The following is a 17,738-nucleotide window of genomic DNA, read 5'->3' as shown; positions in this document are numbered from 1 at the left end:
GGCGGGTACGGCCCGTACTGAAAAGCCTGGCCCTGGTAAAGAAATGCCGGCGTATGCCGGCATTTTTATTCTGGTCGTGCGTATCAGTCTTCGATACGTTTCCCTGACTCGGGATCGAACCAGTGCAGCGGGTGTTTGCCGTCGCTGCCAACCTGAACTGCCTCGCCGATTTCCAGCGGATAGTCTTTCGTGACGCCAACCGGGCAACGCAAAATAATGGGCGTATCACCCAGCCGTCCGTGAATCAGCTGCTCGGAACCCAGGATTTCCACCATCTCGACTTCCATCTTGAGTCCGCTGGCATGCAGCTGCATGTGCTCGGGGCGTATGCCCATAATCGCTTTGCGATTCCGCAAGGAGGCAGGCACCGAGTCGGCATCGAATTGCAGCAAGGCACCGTCTGCGTCGTGTATCTGACGTTGATCATCGATTTGAACCGGGATCAGGTTCATGGGAGGCGAACCGATGAAACTGGCCACGAAAGTCGATGCGGGTTTCTCAAATACCTGGGCAGGCGTGCCGATCTGCTCGGGTATCCCCTTGTTCATCACCACCATGCGCTGCGCCAGTGTCATGGCTTCCACCTGGTCGTGGGTAACATACAGGCTGGTGGTTCTCAGACGATGATGCAGTTTCTGGATCTCAAGGCGCATCTGCACGCGCAGTTTTGCGTCAAGGTTTGACAGTGGTTCGTCGAACAGGAATACCTTCGGGTCGCGCACGATGGCACGCCCCATTGCAACCCGCTGACGCTGGCCGCCCGACAACTGACGGGGACGACGCTCGAGCAGATGGGACAGCTCGAGAATACGGGCGGCATCTTCCACACGACGCTGAATCTCGGCTTTGCCGAGCTTGCGTATCTTCAGCCCGTAAGCCATGTTGTCAAAGACCGTCATGTGCGGATACAGCGCATAGTTCTGGAACACCATGGCAATATCGCGTTCGGCGGGCTCGAGCTTGTTGACGACCTTGCCGTCTATGCTGATCTCGCCGCCGCTGATGCCTTCCAGCCCGGCCACCATGCGCATCAGTGTGGATTTCCCGCAGCCGGACGGCCCCACGATAACAATGAATTCGCCATCGGCAATTTCCATGTCTATGCCGTGTATGACGGCGATATTCCCGGGGTAGGTCTTGGTGACTTTGTTAAAGCTTAGAGTAGCCATGTGTACGTCCAAATTCTGTATTGATGAGGGCTGTCCTGAGTATTATTTTTCGGCATCCACAAGGCCTTTGACAAACCACTTCTGCATGAAGATCACGACTGCGACCGGCGGGATCATAGCCAGCAGGGCGGTCGCCATGACCAGATTCCATTCGGTGACGGCGTCACCCCCGGCTATCATGCGCTTGATGCCTATCACCACCGGGTACATTTCTTCGTTAGTGGTGATGATCAGCGGCCACAAATACTGGTTCCAGCCGTAGATGAACTGAATCACAAAAAGGGCGGCAATGCTCGTGCGCGACAACGGCAGCAGCACGTCCCAGAAAAAACGCATGGGGCCGGCGCCATCGATGCGGGCCGCTTCGATCAGTTCATCGGGAACCGTAAGGAAAAACTGGCGGAACAGAAAGGTGGCTGTGGCCGAGGCGATAAGCGGCAGGGTCAAGCCGGCGTAGCTGTTCAGCATGCCCAGGTCGGCCACCACTTTATAGGTAGGCGATATCCTCACCTCGACCGGCAACATCAGTGTGATGAAAATCATCCAGAAAAAGAACATCCGGAAGCGGAAGCGGAAATACACCACGGCAAAGGCCGATAGCATCGAAATGACGATCTTGCCGATGGTAATCGCCAGTGCCATGACGGTACTGACCCACATCATCCGTGCAACCGGCGGTGTGTTGGCCGCTTCGCCTGTCAGGACGGTGCGAAAATTCTCCAGAAACTGGTTACCCGGCAACAGCGACATGGGTGCCTGCGCCACTTCTTGCGCGGTTTGGGTCGATGCGATAAAGGTGACGTACAGCGGAAAGGCGATAACCGCCACTCCGATGATCAATATCACATGAGTGATGATATCCAGGATAGGGCGTCGTTCAATCATGGAAGCCTTGACGGTAAAACATTGAGAGGCATGGTTGGTGCATCAGTAATTGACCTTGCGGTCGATATAACGGAACTGTACGACGGTAAGCAGCACGACGATGAGCATAAGAACGACCGACTGGGCGGCGGAAGAGCCTATGTCCAGGCCTTTGAAACCCGTGTTGTAGACCTTGTAGACCAGAATGGCTGTGCTGGATCCGGGGCCACCTTGCGTCATGATGTCGATGATCGCGAAAGTATCAAAGAAAGCGTAGATGACGTTGATGACGAGCAGGAAAAAGGTCGTGGGCGACAGCAGGGGAAAGACTATGCTCCAGAATCGGCGTGCGGGACTGGCTCCGTCGATGGCTGCGGCTTCAATCAGCGAACGGGGAATCGATTGCAGGCCGGCCAGAAAAAACAGGAAATTATAGGAAATCTGCTTCCAGACCGAAGCAAGCACCACGAGTATCATGGCGTGATCGCCGTCGAGCCTGGGATTCCAGGCTATGCCGCTGTCGGCCAGGAACACGGCAAGTATCCCGACCGAAGGGGAAAACAGAAACAGCCAGAGTACCCCGGCTACCGCAGTCGCGACGGCATACGGCCAGATCAGGAGTGTCTTGTATATGCCGGCAGCCTTGTGCACGACACGGTTGGCCATGACGGCCAGCAGCAACGAGATGGACAAGCCCAGGACGGCCACCAGCACTGAGAATACGGCAGTGACCTTGAAAGATTGAACATAGTCGTCGTCGGCGAACAGCTCGACAAAGTTGGAGAGCCCCACAAACTGCGAGGATAGTCCAAAGGGATCTTCCAGCCGGAATGACTGCCACATGGCCTGGCCCGCAGGCAGGAAGAAAAATATAACGGTAATCACCAACTGCGGTGCAAGCAGCAGGTAGGGTAGCGTCTTGTGGTTGAAAGTTACGCGTTTTTCCATGTCGGAACGGGTATGGATAGGTGCTGACCGGGATTAATACACAGGCAATCGTCGCCCGCGGGGGTGAAAATTACAATTGTGTCGTGCATGGAAAATGCCGCAAGGGACGCCCGGCGGCACCCTTACGGCAGGGATTTTAAGCCTAAATGGCTTAGTTCACGCTTTTCTCGAAACGGCTGAGCAATTCGTTGCTGCGTTTGACGATGTCTTTCAGGCCTGCTTCGGCCTCGACTTTACCCGAAAAGATCTCTTCCATGACGCCATCTTCGATTTCACGGATCTGGGGCAGATAGCCCAGACGGATGCCACGCGAGTTCTCGGTGGTAGTGGCGTCAAGCTGCTTGACGGCTACGTCGGTACCTGGGTTCTTTTCGTAGAAACCGGACTTTTTGGTGAGCTCGAAGCCAGCTTTGGTGACTGGAACATAGCCGGTGCCCTGGTGCCATTGGGCAGCCTGCTCGGGGCTGGAAAGGAACTTGAAGAATTTGGTCACGCCTTTGTAGACTTCCGGGCTCTTTTTGGCAAATACCCACAGCGATGCGCCACCGATAATCGAGTTCTGTGGTGCGCCGGCTACGCCTTCATGGTAGGGCAGGGAAGACGTACCGAATTCGAATTCGCCGGTTTTGATGATGTTGGCACGACTGCCGCTGGAACCGGTGAACATGCCGCATTTGCCTGCTGTGAACAGTGCTGTCGATGTGTCGCCGCGGCCGCCATACGTGAATGTGCCAGCCTTGGACATATCGGCCAGGAAGCTGATGTGACGGACAAACAAAGGCTGATCGATGGCCAGGCGTGCATCCAGACCGCCGAAACCGTTGTCTTTCGTTGCGTAAGGCGTGTTATGCCATGCGCCGAAGGTTTCCAGCTGGATCCAGGAAGGCCAGGTGGTGGTGTAGCCGCATTCCATGCCTGCGTCGCGCAGCTTCTTGCCGGCTTCGGCGACTTCTTGCCAGGTTTTGGGAGGTGTTTCTGGGTCAAGACCCGCTTTCTTGAAAGCGTCTTTGTTGTAGTAGAAAACTGGTGTGGAGCTGTTGAACGGCATGGATACCAGTTTGCCATCGGCCGACGAGTAGTAGCTGGCTACCGCACCCAGGAAATCATCTGGATTGATCGGGTCACCGGCTTCTTCCGACATTTCCTGCACCGGCTTGACTGCGCCCTTGGCGTACATCATGGTGGCGGTACCGACTTCGAAAACCTGAAGGATATCGGGGGCCTGGCCGCCACGGAAGGCGGCGATGCCCGCATTCATGGACTCGCCGTACGTACCCTTGTAGATCGCATGCACGACGTAATCTGACTGGCTTTTGTTGAAGTCTTCTACCAGCGCATTGACGCGTTCGCCCAAGGCGCCTTGCATCGAGTGCCAGAAGTTGATGTCGGTAGCGGCGTGTGCCGTGCCCATGCTGGCAATGATGCCGGCCAGGGATAATGCGCAAAGCTTGACTCGCATGATTTTCTTCTCCAGAGTTGTCTGTTGTGCCGCGTATGATTGTTGACCCGGCGCGGGACTGAGTTTATTTCACGTTTATGACGCTGGCGTGACTGTAACGATAAGCGTTGACTTTCGTCAAACTGAAATTCCAAGGGGCTACAATATTCTTCCTATGACAAAAGAACTCACTATCGCCTTCATTGGTGGCGGCAACATGGCCTCTGCCTTGGCTGCAGGCCTTATCGGCAAACGTTGTGGCGCCCACGACGTGCATGTCATCGATGTCAATGCTCCAGCCCTTGAGCGCTGGGCTGCGCAGGGCACTACTGTGTCGCAAACGCCCGATGATACGCTCGCACGGCGCCGGGTCTGGATATTTGCCGTCAAACCCCAGGTGCTGAAAGAAGCGGTCATGCAGTGCCGGCCCTTCCTGCAGGAAGACACACTCGTTGTCAGCATCGCGGCAGGCATTTCCGCCGATACGCTATCGGGCTGGCTGGGCCGCGACGGCGAGCCCTTTACCCGTATAGTCCGGTGCATGCCCAATACGCCCGCTTTAATAGGCAATGGCGCGAGCGGCTTGCTGGCGCTGTCGGGCGTCTCGCAAGACGACAAAATGGTCGTGAACCAATTCATGAAAGCGGTCGGAGACGTCGTTTGGGTCGATACCGATAGCCAGATTGATGCCGTCACCGCTTTGTCAGGCAGCGGCCCGGCTTATGTATTCCTTTTCCTCGAAGCACTTATACAGGGTGGCATCAAGCAGGGGCTGTCCGATGATCAGGCACGAACCCTGGCTCTGGCGACGCTAACGGGTGCAACCCAGCTTGCGGCCTTATCGCACGAAAATTTGCAAACACTGCGCGAGCGGGTTACCTCGAAAGGTGGCACCACCGCTGCCGCACTTGATGTCCTGCAGGGCCAGCACTTTCCCGAGATCGTCCAGCAAGCCATGCAGGCCGCTTATCAGCGTGCTGCCGAGTTGTCCAGCGAGTTCGACAAGTAAGCCTTATTGGTGCTCTAAGGGCTTATCCGTAGTGACATGCCTGTTACGAATCGTCAGAATACGCTAGCCGTTCTAGGCGCACGCTAACAAAACTGGCCCGCCGCAATAAACCATATGAATTCGCACAACGAATTCCTGAAGCGGCGGGCTTAAAACCCGGAGAAGCACAGGCATGAAGGCTCTTAAAAAACTAACACCCCTGGTCGTGGCCTTGGGCGCACTAACCATCGCTGGCAGCGTCTATGCTGCCGACACCATCAAGATCGGTATTCCCCAGCCCATGACAGGGCCAGCCACGCAGTACGGCGACCAGATTCAGGCGGGCGCGCTGACCGCCATCGAAGCCATCAATGCCGCCGGCGGTGTCAAGGGCCAGAAACTTGAGCCTTTGCTTATTGACGATGGTTGCGAACCCAAGCAGGCGGTACCTGCTGCAAACCGTGTCATCAACGAAGGCGCCAAGTTTGCCGTTGCTCACGCATGCTCGGGTACTACCGTTCCTGCAGTAAACGTATACGAACAGGAAGGTATCGTTGCCATCACTCCCGGAGCCACTTCTCCGCTGGTTACCGACACCATCAAACCTCATTATTTCTTCCGCACCATCGGTCGCGATGACCAGCAAGGCCCCTTTGCGGCCAACTACATCATCAATACGGTCAAACCCAAAACCGTCGCCATTCTGCACGACAAGCAAACATACGGTACGGGTGTTGCCACGCAGGTGCGTGATAACCTCAGCAAGGGCGGCACCGATGTCGCACTCTTCGAGGGTATCAACGTTGGCGACAGCGATTACTCGGCCGTCATCACCAAGCTCAAGGGCCTGAATCCCGACCTGATCTACTTCGGCGGCTATCATGCCGAGCTCGGCCTGTTGCTGCGCCAGGCTCGCGAACAAGGTTTGCAAACTCAGTTCATGGGCCCTGAAGGCGTTGCCAACAAAGATCTCGTCGCCATTGCCGGGCCTGCTGTAGCCGGTCTGCTGGTTACCTTGCCCGCCGACTTCACCAAGCTGCCTGGCAACGAGAAAGTGCTGGAAAACTTCAAGAAAGCCAATCGCAGCCCCGACGGCGCCTTCACACTGACAGCCTATGCAGCCGTGCAAATTTTGGTCGACAGTATCAACGCTGTAGGTCAGGATCCCGCCAAAGTTGCTGATTACATGCACAGCAACACTTTCAACACGGCCATCGGCAAGGTTGAATACGATGCCAAGGGCGACCTGAAGGAATTCGAATTTGCCGTCTACAAATGGGACAAAGAAGGTAATCTCGAGCAGCTGAAGCTCTAATATCGCAGCACAGTAGTATGCTCCGGTCCGGTCGGGCCGGAGCCTTTCTTTCTTCCCCGGTTAATCTGTGAATTCACCCGGATTACCGTACCGGAAATATCTGTTTTATGTCTGATCTTCTTCCCCAACTTACGCAACAGCTGTTTAACGGCTTGTCGCTTGGCGCCATCTATGCCTTGATAGCCATCGGCTACACCATGGTTTACGGCATTATCGGCATGATCAACTTCGCGCATGGTGAGATCTATATGATCGGCGCCTACGTGGGGCTTGTGACCTTGTCAGCCATAGGCGTAGGCAGTGGCCTGCCGCTGGTCGTCATTATCCTGATCATGCTTATTGTTGCCATACTGGTCACAGGCGTATATGGCTACGCCATTGAAAAGGTTGCCTACGCACCATTGCGTGGTGGTCCACGTCTGGTACCGCTGATCTCTGCGATCGGCATGTCAATATTCCTGCAGAACTGGGTCGCCATCGGCCAGGGTGCACGCGATATGGCTGTGCCTGCCCTGGTTACGGGTTCCTTCCAGTTCCAGATGGGTAGCGACTTCGTTATTACCGCGCCTTATTCACGCATCATGATCATCGTGGTCACCGTGCTAATGATGATCGCACTGTCGCTGTTCATCAAATACTCGCGTGTGGGCCGTGCTTCCCGCGCCTGCTCCCAGGATTTGCGTATGGCAAACCTGCTGGGCATAGACACCAACCGCATCATTTCCTTCACCTTCATCATAGGCGCCATGCTGGCGGCCGTAGGCGGGGTGCTCATCGCCCTGGCTATCGGCAAGCTCAATCCGTTCATCGGGTTTCTGGCTGGTATCAAGGCGTTTACCGCGGCTGTTCTGGGTGGAATTGGCAGCATTCCCGGTGCGATGCTGGGTGGCGTGTTGCTGGGGTTGGCTGAAACATTTGCAGCCGCCTATATCTCGTCCCAATACAAGGATATTGTCGCATTCAGCCTGCTGGTCTTCATCTTGCTGTTCCGGCCTACAGGACTGCTGGGCAAACCTGAAGTGGAAAAAGTGTAATGGGTAACAACATAAAAAACGCACTGATCGCGGCCTTCATGGCCGGGGTCATTATTGCGCCGATATTTGGTTTGCAAATCGTCAGGGTGGGGATGGAAACGCATCTCAAGCCCGAATGGAACATGATCCTTTGGGGCATGGCCATAGTGTTTGCCTTTCAGGCTATCGTCAGGCCTGCGCTCGGCAAGGTATTCAAATCACCGGCCAAAAAGCGCAGTCTTCCGGTACTTAACGATTCCATGCGGCGCGGCTTGATCTTCCTGCTGGTCGCCATTGCCCTGGTCTGGCCGTTTTTCACTGGTCGCGCACAGGTTGACATTGCAACGCTGGTGCTCATCTATGTCATGCTCGGGCTGGGCCTGAACATCGTGGTGGGTTTCGCCGGACTGCTTGATCTTGGGTTCGTGGGGTTTTACGCCGTCGGCGCCTACACGTATGCCTTGCTGTATCACTGGGCTGGCTGGGGTTTCTGGGAAGCATTGCCATTTGCCGGAGGCATGGCAGCATTGTTCGGCTTTCTGCTGGGCTTCCCGGTATTGCGCCTGCGTGGCGATTATCTGGCCATTGTCACCCTGGGTTTCGGCGAGATCATTCGTCTGCTGTTGATCAACCTGTATTCGCTTACCGGTGGGCCTGACGGCATTTCAGGCATTCCCAAGCCTACGGTTTTCGGCTTTCCCATGGCACGCCGTGCACCTGAAGGCGTCACCACCTTTCATGAACTGCTGGGGTGGGAATACAGCACACAAGACGTCATCGTGTACCTGTACCTGATGGCCCTGTGCCTGGCGTTGTTCACCTTGTTCGTTTCCAACCGCGTCATACGCATGCCCATAGGTCGTGCCTGGGAAGCTTTGCGCGAAGACGAAATCGCCTGCCGCTCACTCGGTCTGAATCCTACCCGCATCAAGCTGTCCGCATTTACGATGGGCGCCATGTTCGCCGGATTCGGCGGGGCATTTTTTGCGGCACGGCAAGGTCTGGTCAATCCGGAGTCCTTCACCTTCATCGAGTCGGCCCTCATTCTGGCCATCGTGGTGCTGGGCGGCATGGGTTCTCAGGTGGGTGTAATACTGGCCGCCATCGTGCTGACCGTCGTGCCCGAGATCGCACGCGAGTTCGCCGAGTACCGGATGTTGATCTTTGGTTTGGTTATGGTGTTGATGATGATGTGGCGCCCGCAGGGTCTGCTGCCCGTTAAACGCCCGCAGGTGGAGTTGAAAGCATGAGCGAAGTATTGCTTGAAGTAACGGGCCTCACCATGAGGTTCGGAGGCCTGCTTGCCGTCGACAATGTTGAATTCAATGTGAAGTCTGACGAGGTCTTTGCCATTATCGGCCCGAATGGTGCGGGCAAGACCACGGTGTTCAATTGCGTGGGTGGATTCTACAAACCCACGACGGGTTCCATCGTGATGGACGGCAAGCCTATCAATGGCTTGCCCAGCCATAAAGTTGCCCAGCATGGGCTGGTCCGCACCTTTCAGAACGTGCGCCTGTTCAAGAACCTTACGGTACTCGAGAATCTTCTGGTTGCGCAGCACACGCACATTGAAACCGGCATGCTGCACGGCCTGCTGAAAACGCCCGCATTCCGCCGCTCGGAAGAGCAGGCGCAAAAGCGCGCAGCCGAATGGCTGGACTTCATGGATATACGGCAGTATGCCAACCGTGAGGCTGGCAATCTGGCCTATGGTCACCAGCGCCGTCTCGAGATTGCGCGTTGCATGATCACTCACCCGCGCCTGCTGATGCTGGATGAGCCCGCTGCAGGCTTGAACCCTCAGGAAAAACGCGATCTACAGCAGCTGATCGATCAATTGCGCAAGGAGTTTGGTGTGGCAGTCTTGCTGATCGAGCACGACATGAGCCTGGTGATGGGCGTGTCCGACCGCATACTTGTTATGGAACATGGCAAGCCAATTACTACAGGCTTGCCGGCCGATGTCCGTGTCGACCCTCGTGTCATCAAAGCCTATCTGGGGGAAGAATAAGTGCTTAAGCTCCAAAACGTACATACCTACTATGGTGCCATTCAAGCGCTTAACGATGTGTCGGTCGAGGTCAACAAGGGCGAAATCGTCACTCTGATCGGCGCGAACGGCGCCGGCAAGACGACACTGTTGATGACCGTTTGCGGTTCGCCTCGGGCAAGCAGTGGCACGGTCAGCTTTCTGGGTGAAGACATTACCCAGATGCACACGCACAAGATCATGCAGCGGGGTATTGCCATTTCCCCCGAGGGTCGTCGGGTATTTCCCGATCTGACGGTGGCTGAAAACCTGAAGATGGGTGGTTTTTTCCTGAAGCGCGATGACATCGATGCCGGACTGGATCACGTCTACACGCTATTTCCACGCCTGAAAGAACGTGGCAATCAGCGTGCGGGCACGATGTCTGGTGGCGAGCAACAGATGCTGGCGATAGGCAGGGCCTTGATGACCCGGCCGCAGTTGCTCTTGCTTGACGAGCCCACGCTGGGCCTGGCGCCGCTTATCATTGCGCAGATCTTCGACATTATCCGCACGATCCGGGAAGAGGGTGTCACAGTATTTCTGGTCGAACAGAACGCCAACAAGGCCTTGCAAGTGGCAGATCGCGGCTACGTTCTGGAAACCGGCAAAGTGGTGCTGGCTGATACCGGCGCCAATCTGCTGGTCAACGATGAGGTGCGCAAGGCTTATCTGGGGTCGTAATTCCAGGCTGTTATTGCGTAGTTATCAGGCCGGCGATGGTTTTTACCATCGTCGGCTTTTTTTTTGCGGCTGCGGTGCTTGATGGGTTTTATTGACAGATGTGCTTCTGGGAAAGCACATGCTGGTCAAGAGAACCACAGCTACGGCTGGTATTTGCGCTCGTTTTCAAGCATGGCGTTTGTCTCCTCGGTCAGAATAGCCAGAGCATGACAGAAGGTAGCGTATTCGGTCTCGGTCAAGCGAGAACGCAACTGATGCTCACGATGCATTGAGTATGGTAACCCCTGGCGCACAGTTTCCATGCCTTTTTCCGTCAGAGTAAGCACCTGCTTGCGCCGGTCTGTGTCGTCCATGCGCTGTACGGCGAGTCCCAGGCTCGTTAACTCAGCTGCCACGCGGCTGACCTGGCTGTGGTCGAAGCCTGCTGTTTTGGCGACTTCTCCTGAGTTCGCAGTGCCCAGGTGGTTAAGCACGACCAGGATGCGCCATTGCCGACTGGTCAGCTTCAGCGATGATCGTACCGAGGTATCGACCAGCCGCGACATTGCCTGCGCAGCCATGAATATCCGGTAGGTAATGAGCGTTTGGCTTCGCTGGGGCTGTTCGGTCCTGTTTATGCACAAACCAATGACTTCCCGAAACGGGCCGTGACTTTAGTTATCCCACAGGGGCCGGGTTCTGGAAGCGACATGGTCGGCCGGATGCTGGCGGAATTCATGGCGCCCAAACTTGGTCAAACAGTTATCGTCGAGAATCGTCCTGGGGCAGGCGGTGTTATCGCTCATCAATCGGTGAAACGTGAGGCCGCAGATGGCTATACAGTTTTGTTCAGTTCCACAGCACAATTGCTGATCGTACCAATTCTGAACCCGGCAGCCAACTACACCCTTAAAGATTTTACTCCCGTGGCACCGTTAATGTGGGCGCCGTTTGCTGTGTTGGTCGCCAATACTCCCGATGCACCGAACAGCATTCAAGAACTTGTCGACATTATTCGCTCTCGACCGACGGCGTACTCTTCCTCAGGCATCGGTAACATGACGCATCTCGGATCCGAGAGTTTCCTGCGGCGTGCCGGTGTGCAATCCACTCATGTTCCTTATCAGGGTAGTGGCGCATCACTGACTGATCTGATGGGTGGGCAAGTACTGTTTTCAGTTGACTCATTGACGGCATCGATGACACACATCAAGAGCGGGAAGTTAAAAGCTCTGGCCGTCACCGGTGAAGCGCGTGAAGCGTCTCTGCCCGATGTGCCCACTCTCAATGAAGCTGGTTTGGCCGGACCGCCCATTGGCGTGCTTGGCGGGCTCTTTGCCCCAGCCGGTGTGCCCGATCAGGCCATCGGCAAGATCAAAGCTTCGGTTGAGGATGCGTTAAACAATCCCCGACTGCTTGAGCGCTTTGCTGCTACCGAGACAGCAGTGTTGAAGCTGAGCAATGATGAGTTCCTCGCTAAATTGCGTGAACAAGCACCTTACTGGGAAGGCCTGGTGAGCGAGCTTGATCTGCAAATCAAATGACGAAGGGGTTGAATTTCCTGAACCTGTCATCGGTCGTGGCAGATCCGTCGATGCAAGGCGTATTGAGCAGTGTCCGGGTGCTGGACATGTCCCGGCTCGTTGCCGGGAACATGCTGTCGTTGCAATTAGCGGATTTTGGGGCAGACGTCATTAAGGTGGAGTCGCCGCGAGCCGGCGACACCTTGAGGCATTGGCAAATAGAATTACCGGAGGGAGGGGCGCTCGATGCATGGTGGCGTGTCTATGCTCGCAATAAACGTAGTTTGGCACTTGAATTGCGTGATGCTGGAGCCCGCGAAGCTCTGTGCAAGTTGATTCAATCAGCTCAGGTGCTGATAGAAAGCTTCCGGCCCGGCACACTTGAAGCCATGGGTTTTGACCCACAAAGCCTTCATGCCATCAATCCAAAGCTTATTATCATACGAGTATCGGGTTGGGGGCAGACTGGGCCGTACAAAGATCTCCCTGGCTTTGGCAGCCTGATCGAGGGATTCAGTGGATATGCTCATAAGCATATCCAGCCGGACGGAACCCCGCAGTTGCCGAACCTTGCACTGGCCGACATGATTGCTGGCCTGACAGGAGCGTTTGCCACGTTAGCTGCGCTACGTGAGGTAGAGGTCAATGGCGGGGAAGGGCAGGTCGTCGACTTGTCGCTTCTGGAGCCTATGCTGGCCATATTGGGATCTGATCCGGCTGTTTATGCTGCGACCCGCGTTCAGCCGGATGCTACACAGAAGCTTGCATCCCCCCGCAATGTCTATCGCTGTCGGGATGGGCGGTGGGTCGCGCTGTCGGGTTCGACAGATGTAATGGCAAGGCGAGTTATGGAAGCGATAGGCCATCCAGCGCTTGCCGACGATCCACGTTTTTCGACGAACGAAGCCAGACTCAAAAACGATGTGGAGCTGGACCAGTTGGTTGCGGATTATGTCAAAGGCATGACACAGGAGGAATGTCTCGAGTTGTTCCGCGGAAAAGGCGTGACCATGGGTCCGGTTTACGATACCGCTCAGGTGCTGGCTGACCCGCATATTATTGGTCGTGAATGCTACCTTGCACTGGGCGACGATGAGGAGGGGGTGGTTATGCATAACATCACTCCCCGGTTGAGTCGGACACCTGGATCCATACGTCGCCCTGCTCCCAAGCTTGGCCAGCACACCGTTGAGGTCTTGAGTGAAGCAGGCATAAGTAATGACGAAATCACCGCCATGCAGGAAAGGGGAGCAGTGAAATGTCAATGATGAAATGCTTCCGTTCGCTCCTGTTCGTTCCAGCGGTGTCTACGCAACTGTTTGCCAAGGCAGCAGAGCGAGGCGCGGACGCATTGATTCTCGACCTGGAAGATGCTGTACCGTTGAATAGCAAAAGCGAGGCTCGCAAAAATCTGGCTCGGGCGATTGATAGTGTGGGCCAGGCCGCGCCCATTCTGGTGCGAGTCAATGCTGAGCCAGACCTTTTGAGCGAAGACCTGAAGTGTTTGCCGCTGGCATCTATCGCTGGCGTTATGCTGCCCAAGGTAGAGTCGGCGGAACAAGTACAGCAGTTAGCCGATCAGTTACGCCATGAAGGTGCAGAGATTCCCATCATCGCCCTGATAGAGACTCCGAAGGGAGTCCTGCATCTGGAATCCATCGCTTCCGCGCATGCCGATCTGGCAGCCCTGGGCTTTGGCGGGGAAGACTACGCTGCTGCCCTGGGCATTTCTCCCGATAGCCCAAGCTTGGTTTGGGCGGCGCATGCGGTCGTCAACGCAGCCCATGCATTCGGCCTTGCTTGCTGGGGCTTGCCGGGGAGTGTCGCCACCATTGAAGATCTCGAAGCATTTGCCCGATTGGTCTCGCAAGCACGGTCCATTGGTTTCACTGGCACTGTATGCATTCACCCCGCGCAAATCCCCCTGGCAATCAAAGGCTTTAGTCCTACGAAAGCAGAGCTGGAATGGGCCCGCACCGTTGTTGCTGCGGGAGACGAGGCACTGGCGCGTGGCCTCGGCGCTGTCGTCGTGCGCGGACAGATGATAGATAAACCCATCATTGAGCGTGCACGACGCTGGCTGTCATTGGAAGGACGATAGACGCCGCTGCTCCTGGATACCACACAGCAGAGCGCAACTGCGGCTGGAACGAACACTTGCTGCCCGACGGCAAAAGCTGTCAGCTCAGCCCTTGCGCCTTCAAAGCCGCCTGTACGCCGCTGTCTTGTTCCATACGCTCATGGAAAGCCGACAGGTTCTTCATTGCTGACAGATCGATATTCTTTGCCTTGGCCCAGCGCAGAACGGTATACAAGTAGGGATCTGCGATGGAACGCGTGCCGGCTAACCACTCCTGGCCTTCCAGCTGCTGGTCGGCCAGCGCAAACAGCGCCTGCAGCCTGGCAGCAGACTTTTCCACCACTTCCTGCTGAGCCTCGGGCGTGCTGGCCAGACCTTGTACCCCGAAAATATTCCCGAAAGTGCGGTGGATATCGGCATTGCATAACCCCAGCCAGCGACGCACCTCGGCACGCCCGCGTGCGGTGTCGGGCAGCAGCCCGGCTTCGGGATTCAGGTCGGCAATGTATTCCAGTATGGCGGAGCTCTGGGTAAGGATGAAATCACCATCGACCAGCGTGGGTACGGCGCCCAAAGGATTCAATGCCAGGTAAGCAGGTTGCTTGAGTGCTTCGCGGCTGACCAGCTTCAGCTCGTAATCCTGGCCGGCCCATTCCATGGCGATATTCGATGCCAGTGGGCAGGCGCCCGGAAGATAATACAGTTTCATGATCGGTTTCCTTTAAGTTGATTCGGGCTGTGATGGTTTCAGATGCTGCGCAAGAAAAGCCTCCATGCGCTCATAGAATTCAAACTTGTTTTCATCATTGTGAAAGCCATGCCCTTCGTTATCTTTCACCATGTATTCCACATCCACGCCGCGAGCCTGCAGGGCGGCAACCATTTGATCGCTTTCGTCTTTGTTGACCCTGGGGTCGTGCGCACCTTGGGCGATGAATAGCGGCGTGATGATGTGCTCGGCGTTCAGGGCGGGCGAAGTCGCCTTCAGGCGTTCGAGGTCTGTTTCAGGGTTGCCCACCATGCTGTGCATTTTTGTGAGCATGGGTTTCCAGTACGGCGGTATCGTATTCATGAAGGTCAGCAAATTCGAGACGCCTACATAGTCTACTGCGGCCGCGTACAGTTCGGGGGTATAGGTGATGCCGGCCAGGGTGGCATAACCGCCGTAGCTGCCACCGTAGATGGCGATGCGTCGCGGATCGGCAATACCCTGGTCGACAAGCCATTGAACGCCGTCGGTGATGTCGTCCTGCATGGCCAGGCCCCATTGGCCGAAGCTGGCTTCCCAGAACTCGCGGCCGTAGCCGGTAGAGCCTCTGAAATTCATTTGCAGTACACAATAACCACGATTGGCCAGAAACTGTGCCTCGGGATTGAAGCCCCATCCGTCTCGTGCCCAGGGGCCGCCGTGGGGATTGATGATGCACGGAAGGTTTTTCGCTTCCCGGCCCACGGGCAAGGTCAGGTAGCCGTGTATGGTCAGGCCGTCTCGTGATTGATAGCTTACAGGCTGCACCGTGGCCATGTCGCTTTCGGCCAGGGCCGGATTGATGTCGGCCAGCTTGTCCAGTGTATCTTGCACGGCATCGTAAATATATCGGCTGCCCGGGGTACGATCGTTGTAGGCGGCAACAATGAACTTGTTCTCGTCTTTGGTGCTGCTTTGCAGTGCTACATCGTAGCCTTGAAGCTTGGCGCAGATGCGGTTGTAGCGTTGGGCGCTGATGTCATCAAAGAAGTGATACTGAGGCTTGTCCGACTGATAAACCGCAACGGTCAGCACCTGGCGCAGCCGCGAATACCCCGCACCATCCAGGTCGTTGTGTGTGGCGCTGAAGATCTCTTCTTCCTGGTCCGGGCTGGCGGGGTCGATAAGAACCAGGGCCAGGAAGTTGCGTCCACGATTGCTTAATGCGTACATGCGACGGTTATCGGGGGTGAAGAACTGCGGCACGACACTGGTACGGAAGTCGGTCGTGATAATGGGCTTGAACTCGTCTGCCTCGGTGGCACGATAGAGCAGCGTGGTATGCAGGCCGTCGCTGGCAATCCCGGCGCGCACCCGACCGTCGTGGTCGGTCTGCCATCCGATGATGTTGCCTGGGTTCTCTGCTACGAGTGTCAGTTCACCGCTGCGGATATTGACGCGATAGACATCAAATGCCTCGGGGTTACGGCCATTATGGCTGATGAGCATGTGATCCGGATCATCCTCCAGGTCGTCTTCTATGCTTGCACGCACGCCGGGAAAGGGGGTCAGGTCGGTAAGTGCACCGCTGTGTGCATCGACGGCAAGCACATGAAAGTTTTCATCACCATTGAAATCTTTTTCATAGATGATGGTGTCCGACCCTTTCCAGAAGAACTGGGCGATATCCCTTTCGGTTTCCCGGGTCAGGCGTCGTATGGTGCCGGTGGGCGTGCTGCCGTTCAGTTCCTGCACGCAAACATTCATGCGGGCTGCCTGGCCGTCGATGGACACGGGCTCCATGAATCCCAGCAGAGCGCCGTCATCAGACAGGCGAAAGAAGCCGCGCTCGGGGTTGCGGAAGAAGTCCTGGACTGCATATTTCCGTGGTGTCATTTTGAATTCTCGTTGGTCGCGCAATGCGTTGGATTGCGATAGTTCGTGTCGTATACGTTTCCTATTACTATATCGGATTATCAACCGGTCCCGCCGCAGCATGGGCGGTCCGTATTGCCATCTATCAAATAACAGGGTACCCAATGGCCACTCAAGCGCTGCAAGTCGTTTTTCTGGATCGCGACACCATTTCACCTGAAACCGTCATGCGTCCGTTTTCATTCGAGCATGAACTCACGGTCTACGAACGTACCAGCAGCGAACAGGTCGCCGAACGGATAGCCAACGCCGATATCGTCATCACGAACAAGGTCCCGGTGCGCCGCGCGGCGCTTGAAACCGCGACCCGGCTGAAGATGGTCGCTGCAGCGGCAACGGGTACTGACAATATCGATCTCGAGGCCTGCGCGGAAAAAGGCATTGTGGTGTCCAATATTCGCGGCTATGCCGTGAATACCGTTCCCGAGCATACCTTCGCCTTGATATTTGCACTGCGTCGCAGCATCGTGGCCTATCGGGAGTCAGTCAAGGCCGGGCGCTGGCAGGAGGCGCGGCAGTTTTGCTATTTTGACTATCCTATCAAGGATCTGGCCGGCTCCACCCTGGGTATTATCGGCGAGGGCTCGCTAGGTCAGTCAGTGGCGGCCATAGGCCGGGCCCTGGGGATGAAAGTATTGTTTGCGGCACGTAAAAATGGTCCGAAGCAGGGCAGCTTGTACACGCCGTTCGAGCAATTCCTGGAACAGTCTGATGTCATTACTCTGCATTGTCCGTTGAATGACCAGACCCGAAATCTCATTGGCGATGATGAGTTTGCGAAAATGAACCGCAAGCCATTGCTGATCAACACGGCTCGCGGTGGCCTGGTCAACGATGAAGCATTGGTACGCGCCATGCGCTCGGGTCAGTTGGGTGGCGCCGGTTTCGACGTAACCACGCCCGAGCCGCCTGAAAGTGACCATCCCCTGATGCAGCTGCTTGATTTGCCTAATTTCATCCTGACGCCACATGTGGGGTGGGCCAGCCAGGAAGCCATACAAGGCCTGGTTGACCAGCTGGTTGCCAATATCGATGCGTTTCAGCAGGGCAGTCCGCGTAACGTGGTGTGTGTACGCAAGTAA

Annotated in this window: 17 protein-coding genes; 10 read left to right on the top strand and 7 right to left on the bottom strand. The window is 56.0% G+C overall.

Annotated elements, in window-relative coordinates; all coding sequences use genetic code 11:
- Positions 1-83: 83 nt before the first annotated feature.
- From LKR43_RS04640 to ugpB, 4 genes are all read right to left on the bottom strand, one after another.
- Positions 84-1,169, bottom strand: a complete 1,086-nt coding sequence (locus LKR43_RS04640) for a sn-glycerol-3-phosphate import ATP-binding protein UgpC (protein WP_227682689.1) — start codon at positions 1,167-1,169, stop codon at positions 84-86.
- Positions 1,170-1,211: 42 nt separating this feature from the next.
- Complete coding sequence (gene ugpE / locus LKR43_RS04635) at positions 1,212-2,054, bottom strand: sn-glycerol-3-phosphate ABC transporter permease UgpE (RefSeq protein WP_227682688.1); 843 nt, start codon at positions 2,052-2,054, stop codon at positions 1,212-1,214.
- Between the two features lie 42 nt (positions 2,055-2,096).
- Positions 2,097-2,981 (bottom strand): sn-glycerol-3-phosphate ABC transporter permease UgpA, encoded by an 885-nt coding sequence (gene ugpA, locus LKR43_RS04630; protein WP_227682687.1) that lies wholly within the window; start codon positions 2,979-2,981, stop codon positions 2,097-2,099.
- A gap of 151 nt (positions 2,982-3,132) precedes the next feature.
- Positions 3,133-4,440 carry a sn-glycerol-3-phosphate ABC transporter substrate-binding protein UgpB gene (gene ugpB, locus LKR43_RS04625; RefSeq protein WP_227682686.1) on the bottom strand — a complete coding sequence of 436 codons (1,308 nt, stop codon included), beginning with the start codon at positions 4,438-4,440 and terminating at the stop codon, positions 3,133-3,135.
- Positions 4,441-4,594: 154 nt separating this feature from the next.
- Between ugpB and proC the strand changes: the two genes are divergently transcribed.
- From proC to LKR43_RS04595, 6 genes are all read left to right on the top strand, one after another.
- Positions 4,595-5,428 (top strand): pyrroline-5-carboxylate reductase, encoded by an 834-nt coding sequence (gene proC / locus LKR43_RS04620; protein WP_227682685.1) that lies wholly within the window; start codon positions 4,595-4,597, stop codon positions 5,426-5,428.
- A 172-nt stretch (positions 5,429-5,600) separates the two neighbouring features.
- A complete protein-coding gene (locus tag LKR43_RS04615) occupies positions 5,601-6,722 on the top strand; it encodes a high-affinity branched-chain amino acid ABC transporter substrate-binding protein (protein ID WP_227682684.1) in 1,122 nt (373 codons plus the stop codon).
- 107 nt (positions 6,723-6,829) lie between these two features.
- Complete coding sequence (gene livH / locus LKR43_RS04610) at positions 6,830-7,756, top strand: high-affinity branched-chain amino acid ABC transporter permease LivH (protein WP_227682683.1); 927 nt, start codon at positions 6,830-6,832, stop codon at positions 7,754-7,756.
- Positions 7,756-8,985, top strand: a complete 1,230-nt coding sequence (locus tag LKR43_RS04605; protein WP_227682682.1) for a high-affinity branched-chain amino acid ABC transporter permease LivM — start codon at positions 7,756-7,758, stop codon at positions 8,983-8,985. Before livH ends, LKR43_RS04605 begins: the two co-directional genes overlap by 1 nt.
- Positions 8,982-9,749 (top strand): high-affinity branched-chain amino acid ABC transporter ATP-binding protein LivG, encoded by a 768-nt coding sequence (gene livG / locus LKR43_RS04600; protein ID WP_227682681.1) that lies wholly within the window; start codon positions 8,982-8,984, stop codon positions 9,747-9,749. The genes LKR43_RS04605 and livG overlap by 4 nt, the downstream gene beginning before the upstream one ends.
- On the top strand, positions 9,750-10,451 hold the full coding sequence (locus tag LKR43_RS04595; protein ID WP_227682680.1) for an ABC transporter ATP-binding protein: 702 nt from the start codon (positions 9,750-9,752) through the stop codon (positions 10,449-10,451).
- A 140-nt stretch (positions 10,452-10,591) separates the two neighbouring features.
- Here the strand turns inward: LKR43_RS04595 and LKR43_RS04590 are convergent, their stop codons facing one another.
- Complete coding sequence (locus LKR43_RS04590; protein ID WP_227682679.1) at positions 10,592-11,011, bottom strand: MarR family winged helix-turn-helix transcriptional regulator; 420 nt, start codon at positions 11,009-11,011, stop codon at positions 10,592-10,594.
- A 24-nt stretch (positions 11,012-11,035) separates the two neighbouring features.
- Here LKR43_RS04590 and LKR43_RS04585 point away from each other — a divergent pair, with 24 nt between their 5' ends.
- From LKR43_RS04585 to LKR43_RS04575, 3 genes are read left to right on the top strand one after another with little or no spacing between them, the layout of a single operon-like run.
- On the top strand, positions 11,036-11,974 hold the full coding sequence (locus tag LKR43_RS04585) for a tripartite tricarboxylate transporter substrate binding protein (protein ID WP_227682678.1): 939 nt from the start codon (positions 11,036-11,038) through the stop codon (positions 11,972-11,974).
- Positions 11,971-13,221 carry a CaiB/BaiF CoA-transferase family protein gene (locus LKR43_RS04580; RefSeq protein WP_227682677.1) on the top strand — a complete coding sequence of 417 codons (1,251 nt, stop codon included), beginning with the start codon at positions 11,971-11,973 and terminating at the stop codon, positions 13,219-13,221. The genes LKR43_RS04585 and LKR43_RS04580 overlap by 4 nt, the downstream gene beginning before the upstream one ends.
- On the top strand, positions 13,212-14,054 hold the full coding sequence (locus LKR43_RS04575) for a CoA ester lyase (RefSeq protein ID WP_227682676.1): 843 nt from the start codon (positions 13,212-13,214) through the stop codon (positions 14,052-14,054). Before LKR43_RS04580 ends, LKR43_RS04575 begins: the two co-directional genes overlap by 10 nt.
- Before the next feature lie 79 nt (positions 14,055-14,133).
- On the opposite strand, the gene LKR43_RS04570 is transcribed toward LKR43_RS04575, so the two are convergent.
- Both LKR43_RS04570 and LKR43_RS04565 read right to left on the bottom strand, forming a co-directional pair.
- On the bottom strand, positions 14,134-14,742 hold the full coding sequence (locus LKR43_RS04570) for a glutathione S-transferase family protein (RefSeq protein ID WP_227682675.1): 609 nt from the start codon (positions 14,740-14,742) through the stop codon (positions 14,134-14,136).
- Positions 14,743-14,754: 12 nt separating this feature from the next.
- A complete protein-coding gene (locus LKR43_RS04565; protein ID WP_227682674.1) occupies positions 14,755-16,617 on the bottom strand; it encodes a S9 family peptidase in 1,863 nt (620 codons plus the stop codon).
- A 143-nt stretch (positions 16,618-16,760) separates the two neighbouring features.
- Between LKR43_RS04565 and LKR43_RS04560 the strand changes: the two genes are divergently transcribed.
- Complete coding sequence (locus tag LKR43_RS04560) at positions 16,761-17,738, top strand: D-2-hydroxyacid dehydrogenase (protein WP_227682673.1); 978 nt, start codon at positions 16,761-16,763, stop codon at positions 17,736-17,738.

The sequence above is a fragment of the Pusillimonas sp. MFBS29 genome (genome assembly GCF_020687695.1).
Lineage (GTDB): Bacteria > Pseudomonadota > Gammaproteobacteria > Burkholderiales > Burkholderiaceae_B > Pusillimonas_C.
Note: the sequence above shows the minus strand (reverse complement) of the source record. Positions and strands in the feature narration are given on the sequence as shown.